At 55.2% G+C, this 15,873-nt stretch carries 19 protein-coding genes, 1 tRNA gene and 2 pseudogenes; 9 read left to right on the top strand and 13 right to left on the bottom strand.

Annotated features, from left to right (window positions below; genetic code table 11):
* Positions 1-24: 24 nt before the first annotated feature.
* The 4 genes from DFO48_RS19000 to DFO48_RS18990 all read right to left on the bottom strand — a co-directional run bounded on the left by DFO48_RS19000 (position 25) and on the right by DFO48_RS18990 (position 2,483).
* Positions 25-438: a hypothetical protein gene (locus DFO48_RS19000; RefSeq protein ID WP_114864443.1), complete on the bottom strand. Its 414-nt coding sequence runs from the start codon at positions 436-438 to the stop codon at positions 25-27.
* A gap of 9 nt (positions 439-447) precedes the next feature.
* Positions 448-579, bottom strand: coding sequence for a hypothetical protein (locus DFO48_RS25815; protein WP_255413107.1), 132 nt, complete (start codon positions 577-579; stop codon positions 448-450).
* A 173-nt stretch (positions 580-752) separates the two neighbouring features.
* Positions 753-1,931, bottom strand: coding sequence for a hypothetical protein (locus DFO48_RS18995; protein WP_114864442.1), 1,179 nt, complete (start codon positions 1,929-1,931; stop codon positions 753-755).
* Between the two features lie 282 nt (positions 1,932-2,213).
* The gene (locus DFO48_RS18990; RefSeq protein WP_003077123.1) at positions 2,214-2,483 is read right to left on the bottom strand and encodes a hypothetical protein; all 270 of its coding nucleotides are present in this window, start codon (positions 2,481-2,483) and stop codon (positions 2,214-2,216) included.
* A 162-nt stretch (positions 2,484-2,645) separates the two neighbouring features.
* Here DFO48_RS18990 and DFO48_RS18985 point away from each other — a divergent pair, with 162 nt between their 5' ends.
* From DFO48_RS18985 to DFO48_RS25220, 4 genes and pseudogenes are all read left to right on the top strand, one after another.
* On the top strand, positions 2,646-2,843 hold the full coding sequence (locus DFO48_RS18985; protein ID WP_003077122.1) for a hypothetical protein: 198 nt from the start codon (positions 2,646-2,648) through the stop codon (positions 2,841-2,843).
* Between the two features lie 145 nt (positions 2,844-2,988).
* Positions 2,989-3,914, top strand: a pseudogene (locus DFO48_RS18980) (IS5 family transposase).
* Between the two features lie 154 nt (positions 3,915-4,068).
* Positions 4,069-4,145, top strand: a tRNA-Pro gene (locus DFO48_RS18975).
* 929 nt (positions 4,146-5,074) lie between these two features.
* Positions 5,075-5,470 carry a hypothetical protein gene (locus DFO48_RS25220; protein WP_147282761.1) on the top strand — a complete coding sequence of 132 codons (396 nt, stop codon included), beginning with the start codon at positions 5,075-5,077 and terminating at the stop codon, positions 5,468-5,470.
* 1,078 nt (positions 5,471-6,548) lie between these two features.
* Here DFO48_RS25220 and DFO48_RS18965 read toward each other — a convergent pair.
* The 3 genes from DFO48_RS18965 to DFO48_RS18955 form a co-directional block, all read right to left on the bottom strand.
* Entirely contained in the window at positions 6,549-6,830 is a 282-nt protein-coding gene (locus DFO48_RS18965) for a hypothetical protein (protein ID WP_003077119.1), read from the bottom strand.
* Entirely contained in the window at positions 6,827-7,102 is a 276-nt protein-coding gene (locus tag DFO48_RS25810) for a DUF1064 domain-containing protein (protein WP_114864441.1), read from the bottom strand. Before DFO48_RS25810 ends, DFO48_RS18965 begins: the two co-directional genes overlap by 4 nt.
* A gap of 332 nt (positions 7,103-7,434) precedes the next feature.
* Positions 7,435-8,058, bottom strand: a complete 624-nt coding sequence (locus DFO48_RS18955) for an FMN-binding negative transcriptional regulator (RefSeq protein WP_114864440.1) — start codon at positions 8,056-8,058, stop codon at positions 7,435-7,437.
* Between the two features lie 142 nt (positions 8,059-8,200).
* On the opposite strand from DFO48_RS18955, the gene DFO48_RS18950 reads away from it, so the two are divergent.
* From DFO48_RS18950 to DFO48_RS18940, 3 genes are all read left to right on the top strand, one after another.
* A complete protein-coding gene (locus tag DFO48_RS18950; RefSeq protein ID WP_003077114.1) occupies positions 8,201-8,380 on the top strand; it encodes a hypothetical protein in 180 nt (59 codons plus the stop codon).
* A 232-nt stretch (positions 8,381-8,612) separates the two neighbouring features.
* Complete coding sequence (locus tag DFO48_RS18945) at positions 8,613-9,500, top strand: SPFH domain-containing protein (protein ID WP_233506459.1); 888 nt, start codon at positions 8,613-8,615, stop codon at positions 9,498-9,500.
* Positions 9,497-9,793, top strand: coding sequence for a hypothetical protein (locus tag DFO48_RS18940; protein WP_114864438.1), 297 nt, complete (start codon positions 9,497-9,499; stop codon positions 9,791-9,793). Before DFO48_RS18945 ends, DFO48_RS18940 begins: the two co-directional genes overlap by 4 nt.
* An 838-nt stretch (positions 9,794-10,631) precedes the next feature.
* On the opposite strand, the gene DFO48_RS18935 is transcribed toward DFO48_RS18940, so the two are convergent.
* The 4 genes and pseudogenes from DFO48_RS18935 to DFO48_RS25705 form a co-directional block, all read right to left on the bottom strand.
* On the bottom strand, positions 10,632-11,030 hold the full coding sequence (locus DFO48_RS18935) for a hypothetical protein (protein ID WP_233506458.1): 399 nt from the start codon (positions 11,028-11,030) through the stop codon (positions 10,632-10,634).
* A 299-nt stretch (positions 11,031-11,329) separates the two neighbouring features.
* The gene (locus tag DFO48_RS25710; protein ID WP_003077107.1) at positions 11,330-11,776 is read right to left on the bottom strand and encodes a hypothetical protein; all 447 of its coding nucleotides are present in this window, start codon (positions 11,774-11,776) and stop codon (positions 11,330-11,332) included.
* Positions 11,777-12,030: 254 nt separating this feature from the next.
* A pseudogene (locus DFO48_RS25900) lies at positions 12,031-12,123 on the bottom strand (hypothetical protein); the annotation flags it as partial.
* Positions 12,124-12,718: 595 nt separating this feature from the next.
* Positions 12,719-13,141 (bottom strand): DUF5990 family protein, encoded by a 423-nt coding sequence (locus DFO48_RS25705; RefSeq protein ID WP_114864435.1) that lies wholly within the window; start codon positions 13,139-13,141, stop codon positions 12,719-12,721.
* 372 nt (positions 13,142-13,513) lie between these two features.
* On the opposite strand from DFO48_RS25705, the gene DFO48_RS25215 reads away from it, so the two are divergent.
* The gene (locus tag DFO48_RS25215; RefSeq protein WP_147282760.1) at positions 13,514-13,735 is read left to right on the top strand and encodes a hypothetical protein; all 222 of its coding nucleotides are present in this window, start codon (positions 13,514-13,516) and stop codon (positions 13,733-13,735) included.
* Between the two features lie 184 nt (positions 13,736-13,919).
* Here the strand turns inward: DFO48_RS25215 and DFO48_RS18920 are convergent, their stop codons facing one another.
* Positions 13,920-14,444, bottom strand: a complete 525-nt coding sequence (locus tag DFO48_RS18920) for an SMI1/KNR4 family protein (protein ID WP_114864434.1) — start codon at positions 14,442-14,444, stop codon at positions 13,920-13,922.
* A 105-nt stretch (positions 14,445-14,549) separates the two neighbouring features.
* Here DFO48_RS18920 and DFO48_RS25500 point away from each other — a divergent pair, with 105 nt between their 5' ends.
* Entirely contained in the window at positions 14,550-14,897 is a 348-nt protein-coding gene (locus DFO48_RS25500; protein WP_003077100.1) for a hypothetical protein, read from the top strand.
* Between the two features lie 65 nt (positions 14,898-14,962).
* Here DFO48_RS25500 and DFO48_RS18910 read toward each other — a convergent pair whose 3' ends face one another.
* Positions 14,963-15,862 (bottom strand): TauD/TfdA family dioxygenase, encoded by a 900-nt coding sequence (locus tag DFO48_RS18910; protein ID WP_114864433.1) that lies wholly within the window; start codon positions 15,860-15,862, stop codon positions 14,963-14,965.
* Positions 15,863-15,873 lie beyond the last annotated feature (11 nt).

Raw genomic sequence — 15,873 nt, 5'->3', positions numbered from 1 at the left:
GCATTGGGTCGTTCCCAGCCCTCCTCACTGATCCAGCGATCCGCTATAGCCCCAGCTGACGCCGCCAGAGATACCGACCGACGCCGATACCCTGCTCCAGGCGCTGGCCACGCGCTGCGCCGAAGTCGTGATGCCAATCTTGGCCGCCTCCAGGCGCACGGCATTGCTCTGGATTGCCACATCGGCATTGAGCTTGGCCGTCTGAAGGCTGATGTTGGAGCCCGCCTCGTATTGCTTGATGTCCGCTTCCCAACGGCGCATGAAGCTCGCGGCCTTGGCCTCGATGGCACTGGCGCTCACCTTGTAGCCGTCCACCAGGATGGCCGACTGCTTGGCCGCTGCATCCATCTTGGCCACCTCGGCCGACAGGCGCGCCTTCCAGCCATCCCACTCCAGGCCCTTGGCGGCAATCTTGGCCTGGGTCTGGGCAATCGCCACCCAGGCGCGCTAGGCCTGGGCGCTGACAAAGGCGCTATCGGCCTGCACCTGGGATTTATAGGCATCCTGCTTGATGGCCTCGCCCTGGGTGCGCGCCTTGTAGAGCTCCACCTTGGAAGTCTCGGCGTTGAGGGTCGCCACAAAGGCGCGGATCGCTTCGCCGCCGGCCTGAATGCGGGTCTGCTCCAGACTGACCGTCTGAGTCCATGGAAAGTTTGGGCATTGTCATGCCCGGTACGGCCCCACTTTTATGGTCCGCAACCATGTCGCGCGAAGGCCCGACACAAGCCCACCCACATTCCAGTACCTTCTCTTCACGGGCTGGGTGAGGCTGAAGGCTCTGCATCTTCGACTTCGAGGAGGAAGAATGCCAGTCCGCGGCTAGGCTCCCCCGACACGAGGCGAGAAATGCTGACAGTGGCTTTTATCCGGCTGGGTCGAGTTGAGGAAGGAAACCCGTCCAACAGATGGTAGCGACGCTCGAACGATTGCAACGGCCAGAGCCACCTCTTTGTCATCGACGGAAACATGCGCTCCACCTCCTTCATGTCGATTCCGCCCTGACCGGCCTCCCTGCGCATCTGCGCGATCAGCCCCGGCGCGAGGAGATCGGCTAGCGCGTCGGCGGAGATAGAGACGAATGTCACCGGCACCCAGCTCCGATTGAAGACCCGGACGAGCCGTGCCATCGCATCACCCTCCACCGGCTCGACGCGAACTGTCAGGGCTGTCAGTGGTGGAGACTCCTGTAGGCGACCTAAGATACGGAAGATCTCCAAGGGGTCGCGGAACTTCTTTCGACCGATCATCCAGTCTCCAAGGCGCCAATGCGCCTCGTACTGCGACAATCGCAAAACCAGCCACACACCGACCAAGACCATGGGCCAGCGGTTGCCCGCCCAGTCCAATGCTGTGAGCGATAGCGCCGCAACCAGCGGGCTGCTGATGAAAGTCCAGATCTGCGGCCACAGGCGCGCCCGGAACCCGCCCCACCTCTTGGCGAACTTGCTGCGCCAATACAGCAGCGAATATTTCCTAGGTCGGACCACCCACCGGGTGGCGCTCCAGTCGAAAGTCACCCCTCCGGGGTCTTCCCATGTGTATCGGTTCATGACGGAGTGGGCCTCGAAGTAGTCACCAAGTGCATCGGTGAACAGGCCCTCGATCGCCCCACGACTCATCGGCGTGGATTCCGGAAAGCTGACCTCCTGAACGTGGCCCACAGAAGGGCTTCCAACCCACAGCGCATTGCCCCAGCGAACATAAGCCACATAGATAGCATCGCCGCGCACGAGAGCGAAGAGTTTGCCATCACCCATGCCGAAGCCCTCGATGTAGTAAAGCGCCGCGAGCAGGACTGGATCAATCATCCGGTGGCGGAGGTACTCGACGACCCCGACCCGAGACGCCTTGACCCACTCGACGAGCATCCAATGCTCCTTCGCCAGAGAGGTGGGCCCCGATTCGGGGACATCTTCCATCATGAATGCCATGTATGCGAGACTCAAAAATTGAAGAAAGACCGAGAGACAGGCAGCACGCTGGTCGCCGCCCCACCAGGCATCCCGCCTTGAGATCCAAGCCCACCACAGGGTGGTTTACCGACCGAAAACCTTAAGGTGCGGTTCTTCTGCGGACGCCAATTCAGCTTGAGACAACAAATCAAACGCTGTTGTCGCTCGGATAATCAAGAATTAACCGTAGCCATGATAGTGACCATTTGATGCTCCGGGATGCGCGCCGAGCGCTACGACCGCAAAGGCTGGTAAACCGCCCTACAGCAGACTCGCCTGCAAATCGTTCTGAGCTGCAGGTTGCTCTGCATTCGCCGCCTGCCTTCGCAAAGCCGCACACTCATCCTCAAGCTGCTTAATCCGCGCCGCCTGCTCCCGGCGCACCGCCACCTGCTGCAGCGCCTGGTCTTGTGCCAGCATCCCCACATCGTGCTGTAACTGCAGCGAGCCAAACTGCTGGGCATTCCCGCTGGTGCGCAGGCCGATGATGCGCAGCTCACGGGGCCACGCGCGCAGTTGCTGGTCACCCACCTCAATAACGTCTGCCCATCATCAAGGTCAGAGAAATAGACAGGTCTCGGGGCAAGGTACCCCTTCACCATCTCAAACACCCCACTGACCACGCGGCGCAAAGTGCCCTCAACCTCAATCATTCGGCTCACATGGTCGTCGACCACATGAAACGAGATCCTCATGCTGAAGACGATTGTTGATTCCCTACTTGTCATCGTTGGCGCCCTGCTTCTCGCAGCATGGTTGTCTGCGCCTGATGCCCAAGCCGATGAACCCCAAACCGTTACTCAAAGCCTGCGCGATGAGTTCGCCTGCCCGGGCATGCATGCGGAGTGGCTGGATGAGAAAACCGTGCAGTGCCTCAAAGAAAGGCCCTGACGAATCTCAAGGTCGGTCGTCAACCATCTTGTCCCGCTGTATTACCAATGCGCGGACCATCATTTGATCGACAGTTTGCAAGTACTGATCATTGGCCACGGCGTTGTTGCATAAATCGCTGTGCCGCAGGCCGTAGGCTTGCGTCATGAGCCAGTTCAGCAAACCTCGTTATCGCACCACCAACTGGCCCAGCTACAACGCAGCCTTGAAGTCACGAGGCTCGTTGACCATCTGGCTCGACAAGCGCATGCAATGGTTTGCCGCGGCCAGCGGCAAACGCGGGCGAAGCCCGAAGTTCTCGCATGCAGCCATTCAGTTTTGCCTGACTATGAAGAATCTGTTCGGCTTGGCACTGCGCCAAGCCATGGGCATGGTGGAGTCCCTTTTGCATTTGTCAGGACTGCATTGGCCCACGCCGGACTTCAGCACAGTTTGCCGCCGCCAGCGTAGCTTGCAGGTCCAAGTTCCATATCACTCCAACCAAGCAGGGCTGCATTTGCTCGTGGACTCGACGGGTATCAAGTTCTTGGGTGAAGGCGAGTGGAAATGCAAAAAGCACGGCGCTGAACGCCGTCGTCAATGGCGCAAGCTGCACATCGGCATTGATGCGCAGACATTGCAAATACGGGCAATTTGCGTAACGAGCAATGAAGTAAGTGATGCGGTTGTCGTCGCGGACCTACTGGAGCAAGTCCCTCTCAACGAAGCCGTGCTCAGTTTGACCGGTGGTGGGGCCTATGACACACAGCCCGTGCATGAGGCGTGATTCAACGGGGCGCAGTCCCCATCATTCCTCCGAGAAAGAACGCCCGGATACGCAAAGGCGATGCCTTCGCGTATCGCAATGCGGCGCTCGCCGTATGCAAACGTTTGGGTCGAAGGATATGGAAAGTGTGGAGTGGCTATCACCGGCGAAACCTGGTGCAGAGCAAGATGAACTGCATCAAACGACTGGGCGAGCGGGTCATGTCCAGAACCTTTGAGCGCCAGATCAATGAGCTGCATATCCGTGCTGCCATTCTCAATCGATTCACAGAGCTGGGCCGCCCTCAGACGGTCACCGTGGCATAGCTGCGTCTGGGGTCAGGGGCAACTCAGCTTCAATCAGATTTATGCAACAGCGCCAATGCAGGGCCTCAGCAGCATGTAGCAGGGAGCTATTTGTGTCGAACCGAACGTGAATTTCAGAATTCCGAGCCCAATTTCAAGCTACATTAGCAGCCTTCGGAGCGTAGCGCAGCCTGGTAGCGCATCTGCTTTGGGAGCAGAGGGTCGCGAGTTCGAATCCCGCCGCTCCGACCAAATGACAAGGGGTTAGATCAAAAGGTCTAACCCCTTTTGTCTGTCTGCACTTCACGGCCTCACGAGGCTTGAACGCGCCCACATCCATTTGTGGCTTGGATTGACTGAATCCATACCCGCCCTCCTCTGCCTAGTCGTGGGCATCTCAGACGGCAACACCCGAACAGCCTCCGCAATCAAGGCATGACGATTCATGGTTCATGCCACGGAGGAACCCGCGACAGCCGCTAAGAGTACGAAGCCTGCGATGTTCACAATTGAATCTCTCTTACTGTTTTCCCGATATATCAGACCCTGGTCTGCAGCGAGGGCACTCACCTTCCTTCCAGCACGGGCAGCTAAAGCTTGAAGGTCTTAGAGTCGATATGTTTTCCGCCATTGCTGAAACGGAATTTCTACAGAAATCCAAGGGATAACACCTACCAACCTTTTACGCGAGAAGATCAGAATTGACTCGCTCACCAGAAGCTCCATCCAGAGAGAGATCACGACTGAAGTTCATTTACACCCTCTTCTATCGGAAAGTTTCAGTGAGTGAAGGGCCTACCTAGTAGGCCCTTTCTGTTTTGTCACAGACATAGGTGCCGCCACCGAGTGATATGCCCCTTCAGCAATCTGCATGATCGTCGAACATGCTCGGTGGCCGCGAACTGGGAATAAAAAAGCTGTCGAGGCAGAACCAGCGTTCGACTGGCAGGAGGCAAACGAAAAGCCCTGGCTGTTTAGGCCAGGGCTTAAGAATTGGCGCCAGGGGTTAAGCCATCTTTCGGTGCTACAACCAGAACCCAGCGATGTGCATCTTGCCTTTGAAATATGACAGCCAGATGGCAAAAATTCGAGCGCTTCAGATCACCTTTGACTAGAACAAGGTACTGCACATCTCAGCTTCATATTCGATATTGACGTTCTACCAACCCATGGAGCGTCAGATGAAAACAAGTATCCGACCTGCACCAACCATCCTTGCCTGGTTAAGCGTGTTGAACTGCATCTCACCAGCGATTGCCCAAAGTGAGAATCCATTCTTGGGCAGATGGATCGTGACATGGGAGAACAAGGAAGGTCGACCACTACAAGCAGACGTGGTCATCACCGAAACTGGTGGAACGTGGCAAACGCTGATTCGGCGCAAGTTGGACCCTTGCGTAGGGACAGCAGCCCCTATTGAAGTCAAAAGCGTGTCACACAAAGAAATGCGTTTTACAGCTCGTCATTCTGAAGTTCTCACTGGCTGCAAAGACACGAATGTCAAATTGCAGCTGCAGCCCGACGGCACTATTACCGGGACTCGCGGACAAGATGAAATGAAATTTAGCAAGAACTAACCCGGTCAACTTAGAACAAAGCCCGCAGGCAAGCCTAGCGGGCTTTTTGTTTGGTCACGCCTCCGACTGGCAACTGGCAACTGGCAACTGGCAACTGGCAACTGGCAACTGGCAACTGGCAACTGGCAACCAAGGCTAACTCCTCAGTTTCGCGAAGCAATACCACTTAGTCAGTCAGAGCTGCCTGACGTCCTAGATACGGCTGTACTCCCAAGCGGCACTTAAGCCGAAGGAGCATTCCTGCTGCCAAAGGGTGGTTCTTTGTAGTACATGGATATCAAACAACACGCGACGAAACTGCATGAGCACATGCTTACAGCGCCAGTTGGACCTGTCTCGCGCTCCCGTCCGGAATAAATTGCTCTTCATCACGACCTCTCTGCGATAACGGCTGATACCTCCCTTCGGCGTTGGCGCATCGCTGCTTCTTCCAGCGGTCCTGAGCCCAGCGGGCCGTACTTCTCCAGCGACTCCTCAACCCGCTGTAGCTCTTGGGGCACATTCAAATTCACGTCTCTGCGCATCAGCCCCTCTCCTTCTTAAGTCTTGCGTTACTCTCAGTTACTTGCAAACGATTCTCAATTGCGTTTATCATTCATCTCATGGTGCAGTGAATCGCTGTACCGTCTCTTCATCGTGGGGCGCTGACAAGCAGGGGCTTGCAGCGTTTTAGCTAGCCAGCGGCCCTCTCCTATTAGCCAAGCCTTTTTCCACGATCGTGCCATTTAACGCCCCAGCAACCGCTGGATGGTTGCGTTTGGCGCATCCAGCTCTCCCATCTTTTTGATTGCACACATGCGGCGTTCAAGCGGTTCAGCGTCAGTGCACTCCTTATCCTTAAAGTCCTGCACCACCAGGTCGAGATACCGCGCCAGCTCATGCTCGATACGAGCGCCGCGCGAGCTGCGCCAGCCAGACAGTATTTAGAGGTAGTCGCAAACCGTTATCTGGCGAAGAGACTACGCATAAGGCCCTGCCATGTGCCACAGCCTGCTGTGGGTTCTCAGCAAGGTTCTCAACGTGATGGCCTTGAGCACGCAACACCGCAGCTGCGGCATGAAATGCCGGGTAGTTGAACTCAGGCAAGCCGATGTAGATGCGCTTCAGCGCCATGCGCCCCCCTGTTCTCTACAACCACCAGGTTGCCGTAGCTGTCGACCATGCAGACGGTGCTGCGGCCCAACTGCACCGGATTGCAGCAACGGTTTTCCATCCAGCGCTTGATCAGGTAGCGTCCGCCCATCTCTCGGTCATAGGTTGCCCACTCCAGCCTTGCGATGCCTGATGTGGTGGGCGGCTTGCGCTGGCCAGCCAGGGGGACGACCTTGCCAAAGAATGCGGGGCTCGACGCCTGGATCACTTGACGACCCTCACTTCCAGGCCCAGCAGCGCCTTCATCAGATGGCGCTTGAGCGTGAATTCAGTGGTCAGCACGCCCTTCATGTCCTCGATGACCTCCACGTCTTTCTCCACGTAGAAGAAATCTTCGTCATAGCGAATGACAGGCTTCGTGCAATTGAAGTCTTGGAGCTTGACCGACTTCACCAGCACGTAGGCCCCTTGGCAGTGCAGGTCAGCGATCAGACCCAAGGCCTTCAGCTGGCACAGTTGGACCCAGCGGCGAAGGCTCACGGAAAGAAGTGCAACGCGTGAGAGCAGAGCACGGCTGATTCGATGTCCGCGAAAGCATCCTAACCAGGCAGCCGCGCACTGCGCAGAAGAACACATGCGAGATGAATAAGCCGGATGCCCCGGTCCAGCAACTGCCACGCACAGACAAGCATGGAACCCGTACGAAAGTCAGCACTGGCCGATGGCTTGAGAAGTCCCCCGCCCTCTTACACCAGATGACGCATGCCACATGCACGCATCTACGCAAACAGCGCCAGCCCCAGAGCAACGTCAGGGCACAAATCAGAGCGCCTTGATTCAGGGCGTTGCGGTTTGCCTGCTCATGGCACTTGCTAAGGCTTGATAAGTCTGGAGACCGCAGCTGCGCCAGGTCCTCGATCCTGAGCCAAGTGCTGAATCAGACTGTCCCGATCAGCGGCTGTGCGCTGTTGTGACAAAAATCTCTTGCCAGATAGGTTTTCTATGTCCACCTCAAAGCCGATGAGCCGCGCCGCCACAGCCCCCAAGAACTCGGGATCCGCTTGAGTTGGTGACCAAGCTTCTTCCCTCAACGCCTCTTGGGAATGAGTTAAGGCATCCAGGTGCTCACGCATCCACAACACATCATCGATAAATCGAATGCGGCCCTGCGCTTGAACAGCCATGTAGTTCCAGCTCGGGGCATTTCGCCCGCTTCGCTGCCCGTTGATATACCACCTGGGCGAGATATAGGCATTCGGGCTTTGGAAGATCGCAGTCACTGTCTTGATGCTGTGACCCTTTGAAAACAAGTGATGACTCTTGCTCACATGCCCTTTGAGCCGTCCCAACGAACCCGCCTTCATCAACAGCAGTGGCAGCAGATTGATCTCCACCTCGCCAGCACCTTCCGCAATCAATGTCGCGAGCGGGTAGTCATGCATGACCTGCTGCAACTCACTGATTTCAGAAATGGCAAAAAGCGGCTGTATGTACATACGATGTGGCTTTCATCAAGTGCAGCGATCAGTGTCAAGCATTCACAGGCATCCGAAAGTCGCCTCTGCGCCAGTCTGAGTGGCAGCAGTTGTTAAAACCAAAGCCTTGCTTGCAGGGCTTCAGTTTGAGTAAAGTGAGTCCATGACACGCATCAACACCACCGAGATATGGGAGCGGCACGGCTACAAAGTCGAACGCATAGAGCAAGCCATAGGCGCGCCCCAGCGCAATGTGTATGGGCCTGACGGTGTGCTGCTGATCGAGGATGCCGAGTACACCCAGGAGACGGAAGCGCTGCGCGACCTCGGCTTCATCGATTAACCCATGCCCGACCTGAGCGGTTTTTCTTTTACCAGCCACCCTTGAGGTGGCTTTTTTGTGCCCGGAGATTTTGAAATTCGAGCTTTTAGTCTGCATGCGGCATGCGCATGCCTTTCCCCGCAGGGCCAAGCGGGCCATTCGGACACATCCGGGGTTTCAAAATAGAACCTTGCATACAGCGCTGCAGTTTGTTTCAATCTCACCTTTATAGCTGCGAAGGAGGCGGCTCGATTTGAAGTCACTGAAGAAGCACAAGACCAGTTTGGCAGCGGTAGCTGCTGCCTTTGTATTAGGAGCATGCGGTCAAAAAGTGGAGGTTCCGCCTGCACATGTTGGCAAGATCATGACCAAAGATGGCTATCAGGAAAGCTTGATCCCCACCTCCAAATTTCGCCTGGGTCAGTGCTGGGCATACTGTGATCGCTTGGTTTTGCTGGATGTATCAGACAAGGCCTATCAGGAGAGCATGAACATCTTCATACCTGAAGATAAGCTGAATCTGGAAGTGACCATCCGTGCAACTTTAAGCATTAATCCAAAGAAAACGGCTGAGCTGTTCAATGCTGTAGCGCCAACAGAGGTGACGGGAGATATTTCCACCATTGCAAACGAGCAGGTGTATCGCACATATGCCAGCCAAATCATTCAAGCCGAGGTACGCGAATACCTGAGCAAGCTCTCCATCAGTGAAATTGCTTCGAGTAATGAAAAGATCAACTCAGATTTGCGGGTACAACTTGGCAAGGCCATTGAGTCGTTGACCCCATTCTCTGTTCGCTTTGTGGGCATTACCAATCTGAAGTACCCAAAAATCATCACCGATGCTCAGGAGTCAGCCGCAGAGCGCCGCGAAGCGATCCAAAAAGAAGAAGCTCAGTTGGCGATTTCCAAGGCGCAGTTAGAGCGTGAACTGCAAGAAGCCCGCCTGCAGCGAGCGATTGACAAGGAAAAGGCGGAAACGGAAGCCATGTCTCAATCGGTGCTGGCCCAATCCGTAGACAGTCGCGTTCTTCAATTGCGCAAGCTGGAAAATGATCGTGCCTGGATCGAAAAATGGAATGGTCAATTACCCACTACAACATTGGGTGATGCGGTTCCCATGGTGAGCATTGGCAAATGACCCTGCTCTTTAACCTTCTGCCTTTCGTGATCGCGGCAATAGGTCTTGGCTTGAGCTGGAGACTGAAGAAGGTTTGGATCCTTCTGGCAACGGTAGTGACCTTGTTTGTGTACTTCCAGGCACAGCCTGCATACCTGCCCAAAGGTACTGCAACTCGCTCGGAGCTTCCTTCATTCCCTGAGTCCGAGGCAAAAATTGAAGACCGCCTCAGCAAGCCTGTTTCTGGCGACGATCGGGACCAGCGCATGCGAGATGCGGTAAAGAAGGGCTTGGATTTCAAGCAGCACCACTGATCCTATTGCTGGCTCAGCAAAAGCGCCTCGCATGAGGCGCTTTTTTTTTCCGCCGATCGAGGATAGGTTCCCAACTTGGAAATGAAAAATATAAGCAGCTAACCAGCATGCTGTATGCATGCGCCCTCCCCCGCAAGGCTAAACGGGGACTACTCAATCAGGATCTTGCCTGGGCTGCCGTCGATTAGGAGCACGGCGCGGCTTCCGCACCGTGGTGACAGTGGTCGCACCAGATGGAGCTCCCCCTTTGGTGTAGGCGAAACGCGACTTGATGGCCCAAGCTCCACCATGCAGAATTCGACGCCATCTACCTGTTACGCCGGGCCCGGGATCCCCTCCCCCTCCCTTTCTGACCATTCCCAGGCATGCCCGAAAGGGCACCGGCTCTTTGTTCAAGCCCGCAGCAAGTGCTCGCGGGCTTTTTCTTTACCCACAGATTCCATGCATTCATCACCCAACACACCCTGGCGACAAAACTGCTGATCGCTGCGCAATGGGCCCTCACCGGCTTCGGCCTCTTCTGCCTAGTCGACGGCCCTCACGCCCGATGCATGACCCATGTGAGTGCGCTCACCTCAATTCTGAAAACTGCTCGCGCCTTCTATCTAGTTAGGCGCCTCGAAGGAAAGCATGAAAACGATTGTCGAACGCCTGACCCTGATCGTTGGCATCTGCACGGTACTGGCCTGGCTGGCAGGCACTCCAGCACAGGCTGATGAGCCATCTTCCCGTAAAGACACTGCGCGATGGGCTCGCCTGCACGGACATGTAAGCATGGGTGCTTGGATGACAAGCCCTTACATTGCCTCAAGGAAAGGCTTTGACAGGCAGCAAGGGATCAGGGACTGCCTTTGAACATCTTGTCCCGATGCGCGACCAATGTGCGGTTCATCACTTGATCGACTGCATACAAATACTGGTCATTCGCCAGTTGTCCACGACCGTTTGGAGCGAGCCAAGTGCGCCCTCGCTGAGAAACGGAAGAAGTGTAGAAATATTCGTCCAGCGTAATTCCTGTGTACGTTGCGTTGACCGCAAGGCGATGTGACGCGAAGTCCAGATAGAGACAGAAGTCACGAGGCTCTCTCCAGCAGTCGGAGACGGCCCCGGTCAAGCTATCGGCAGCAGCCTTCTGCACATCTTTGGCAATTGAGCTGGTGTCTTTCGCACTCGCTTTGTCAGACAGGGTGGCAAAACAGATGGACGCCAGTAGGAACGCAATGGCTTTTGTTTTCATGACATGACACACAAACAGCATTTCCGATAACCAAATTTGCTATCCGAAGTCAATTTTGTGCCTGCCTGCATCCCGAAATATTGCAGTGCAGCAAGAAAACCACCGAACCCGCACTCAGCGGGTTCTTCACTTATGGAGTCCCGATGTTCAAGAGCATGATCATTTACCGTATGACCGAAAGCTAGCAACGCGATCTGCGGGTGCTGGGCCACATACGCCGGCTATGACGCTAGCTGTGACTGGCTACGCTGTATTACACGCGGTCCCTGGATCCTTCAGGATCATGTTCCTGCGCTCATTCACGGTGTCAACAATGGCACTCGGTGGTTCAAGCGATCTGCAAGATACAGCACTCCTTCGTTACCCACGCGCAGACGCGCCTGCCGCAGATGCAAGCGCATAGGCGCTTGCTCAGGCTGCCTAACCCAGGTCTCGGGTGGTAACACGGTCACAAAGCGGCCCGTACCGGCGTCAAGCCTGGCCAAGTGCCTCTCAACAGCGGCCTCGTACACATAGACTTGGCTTTCCGGGCCCAACGCCAAGCTGGTGATATATCCGAGCGAGCTGTTTGTGGATGGGCGGTCAGTTTGCAGAACGCCCAATGTGCCATTGCCGGCCAGCACAGCTGCCGCAGGCGTGCGTGGATTGGCAGGCGGGCCATTCCACGCATCCAGACGAAGCAGGCGCATATTCGCGTTGTCAGCAACGTAGATACGCCCTTGTTCATCTGCGGCCAGGTCTGCCATGTAGCCGCCCCCTTCATTGCCACCCCATTGAGAGCTTGCCTCCTTGGGTCGTAAGCCACATCAAGCTGCCCGGTTCCGGGTTCCAGACGATAGACCTTGCGTGAGCGGTGCAAGCCAGCAATGAACCATAAGGCACCATCTGGCGTACGTAGCAACGACTCCGGCTTGGCCAGCGACTGGGCATTGCCTTCTCTACCATCACCAGCTACGCGGCGAGTGCGTCCGGCCGCCAAGTCCACTGCACGGATAACGTGATTGCCTGTGTCAGCCACATACAGAGTGTCGTCAGGTGCAAAGGCGATGCCGTCGGGCGATTGAACATTCGCATCGAGATGCTTGGCCTCCATCACTCTCACGCACACCCGCGCCGACTACAGTAACCCAGCTGCCGTCCAGCTCGCGCCGCGATACCCGATCGCCGCCGTACTGCTGCAGCACCCACAGCCACCCTTGGGCATATGGCAAAGCCTGAGATGGGCTGACTTTGTCGTTTAACACCTCCAAGGCACGAATCTGTATGGTTGAGTGAGCTGCCTGCGCATCGAACTCGCCGCGCGCGTCGCCGCCGCCAGTCCGCCATAGAGCCCAGCCTACAGCGACCAGCCCAAACACCAAGCTCAACATCACTGACCACTTGCGCATCGCGATTCTTCCTCCACCCGCCCCTGCGCTGCGTATTCTCTGGCATGCGTTGCAGGTAGCCCATGAGTCGGTCGATGTCAGCCAGCAGCTCACAACCCAGGAGCGCGCAGCGGATCGGGCAAAGTGGCCACGAAATACCTTTAAAAGAAGCCTCAGAGGGATTGACAGAAAGCCATCGCAGACTCCCCAGTGACTGGTCTAACCACCGCAGAGCACCTCACCATTTCAACCGAGGCCCACCGCTGAGCGGGCTTCTCTCACTCAGGGAGAGAACATGCACGTACAGATTGATTCCGAAGGTTAAGCAACATCGTGCACAACGCCCCAGACGACGGCCTGCGGTTTCAACGATGCACAGACCGGACCGCCATCTCCCATCGTCCCCTGAACGCAGGCCTGAATGACACCTCCAGAGGAGAGAGCAGTGTCAAGGACTGTCGGGGGAATAGACGCAAGCTTCAGCTTGGCACGACGTGTCCAGGGCGAGCCAGGCTGGCCCGCAAGGGTGCCGGAATTGAGATAGACGAAGCGGTCAGAAGACGGGCCCTGCGCGAACTCCCCCAAGAAGTTGACTGCGCCCGTCGAGAGGGGCAAACCCAGACGAAACGAAAACTCGAACCGAAGAGGCTCGTGCCGACCATCCATTGGATCGAGCAAGTCCGATCTACCGCATTGCACTGCAAACCGAACATCAGGCGGAGTATTCACCACCAGTATTCGCATACGAACGGACTGTGCAGAGTTTGCTTTGCTCATGAGAGTACCCTGTTGCTAACACTGGATTTCAGCGGTCACCGAAAGCTATCCGCTGGAAAGAATAGGAAGCCTGTTCCCCCCTTCGGACAACGGCGTCAAAGCGATCTACAGGTGCTGGAGCACGGTTCCCACGGCAAACGCCAAGGAAATCCACTCCGTCTTAGACATGCAGATCGGCCACCAGTCGATCCAAAGAAATCAGTATTCAGGAGCGGCAGTAGCTGCCGACATGGCCCCTGCTATCGTTGAAGCAGGCATTCTGTCCAATCACCACAAACTGAGCAATCACTCAGCACCAGCCCGCCGCTGCGGGCTTTTCTCATTCTGGAAGCCACCAATATGCAAGACAAAGCAGAACAAGCGGCATGGCATCCCGGCCCGGACAAAGGCCGCGCACAACATGCAGAGAAGTTGGAAAATAATTCGACAGAAGCGACGAATAGCCGAATCGAATCAAAAACCTGCACAGATACCAATGTTGGTAATGTCAGCTGCAAAAAACACAGCCTTTGCAAGTTGATGTTCTTGGCTCTGGCGCTGGTGCACTCAGCGAATACCTGAAAGACTGCGATAAGTATTCGATCATTTCAGGCATTGACGGATGGTCAAGGAGCCGCGTTCCGTGAATGCAGCGAACTATTACGCCCAGTTGATGCTGCTTTAGAGGGGCTTGGATGACGAACAATGACTCATCGCCCGAGGCGATCCGAATCAGGGGCCTATTTATGCAACAAAGCCCAATAAATCAGAGCTCACTTTCCAATGCCGGTTTATGTAAAAAATCTCTTAATGATAGAGCCAACAATCCCAATCCATCACCCACAATTAAGTTGTCTACATAGTATCGCCAATGAAATAAATTTCTGTAGGTAGGAGATTTAGGCCTCACATCATAAACAATATATGCATCACCATCATCATCATATTCTGAACCAATTGCAATTAATCCATTAGGTAGCAATGAGCGATGATCATAAACTGACTCCTGCAATAATTTGGTTGCAGTCACAACTCTATCTGTAGAAGACAAGGTAGCCATAACAGCCACCCTAGTTATTTTATTATATATTGCTATAAAATTATCTAATTCATCCAGTGGGCTACATGCTTGATCGCCGACCAGATGAATAAAATCCAAATACTCATCTGGCAAGCGAATCAACAACGCCTTTTCTACATCAGCAATTCTCTTCTTTATAAAGAGTGGATCAACAATTAAACCCGGCTCATCTGTTTCCCATTTTACCAAGTCTTCTTTTTGTATCTTCATACTAAAAATCCTCACCACGCCACATTGAGCCACCGCCTACATGGCGGTTCCCCATTATTAGCAACACCCGTCTCACTATTCTTGATTCGCATGACATGTGCTCACATGAACTTCGCGACATCAGTTGGTGTTGCGCGCCTGGAGGATAAGCTAGGCGGCGCGATCACTAGCTTCAACCTCGAGATCCGCATCCATTGCGCTGACTGCGGCCAGAAGCTCCAATTTCCAAGACTTGAGCCAGACATGGACAGGGAAGGGGCACACTGCTCACTGGATGGCCTGGAGGCAGGGATTGCCACCAGCCCGAAGGATTGCGCCCCAATCCGTCAAGACGGCTGCGACAAAGCCTCCGGAGTCAAATACACGCCTTGTCTGCTCATGCCGAAGAAGGCGGCGCGCATTAAGCTGGAAATCACTGGAGTACCCGTGGAACGCCTGCAGGGCATCAGCTAGCAAGACGCCATTGCTGAGGGCATCGAGCGCACGGAAGACTTTTTCGGATGCCTGTGCTGACTAGTTCAGGCCGCTTGAGCCTGGGAACCCATCAATGAAGACGGTGTATCGAAGGTGACTCGTTGGTTTACCCGGTGATGGGGCCAATAATCCGCGACAGCGTAGTGCTGCGTGCTCCGGTTATCCCATATCGCAATGCCGCCAGCTTCCCACTGGTGATGCACCATGAACTCTGGTCTCTGTAGCCAGCCAAGCAGAAAGTGAAGGACTCCACGAGCTTCATGGCGGTCGACTCCAATGATGTTTCGGGTGAAGTCGGCATTCACGAATATGCATTTACGGCCAGAGTCAGGATTCACTCGAACCACAGGATGTGTGACAGGCTTGCCCGCCTGGATTGCAGCGATGAGCGCTTCATCTCCCTTTTTTCCAAGGTATTCACGAAAGCCTGATTGCTCCCAGGTGTGCACGGCACTCAACCGCTCCAAGTACTGTTGCATGCCGGGCGATAGCCATTCATAGGCTTTGCTGGTGCTGCTCCAGCAAGTGTTTCCTCCTGCTGGAGGAGTCACTGTGATCTGTATCGCTGTTCCCAATGGGGGGTTGAGTTTCCAGCTGAGGTCTGTATGCCAGTTGTCGATGGCAGGCGGTCGGTCGCGGTCGGACACGATCATTTCCATCTCGGGAACATTCGCGTTGCGGTCGAAATAGGAGCCGTTTGAGATCGGTCCAAATACCTGTCCCAATGCGATGTGTTGCTCTGGTGTGATTGTTTGCGGCTTAAAGAAGATGACCTCAAAGTCGAACAACGCCTGGCGAAGTTCAGCCTTAACTTCATCAGTCAGAGGCTTCGTGAGGTCAACGCCTTCGATCCAAGCCGCGAAGTTCGGCATTCTGGGGACCGGCTGTATGTGCTTGTAGCGGCTAGCAATATCGATCAACTCCATGGGTGTGGTATTAGCCATGTTCAATGCCT

Source organism: Comamonas sp. AG1104 (genome assembly GCF_003350425.1).
In the GTDB taxonomy this organism is placed as follows: domain Bacteria; phylum Pseudomonadota; class Gammaproteobacteria; order Burkholderiales; family Burkholderiaceae_C; genus Comamonas; species Comamonas testosteroni.
This window is presented reverse-complemented; position numbering and strand designations above follow the sequence as displayed.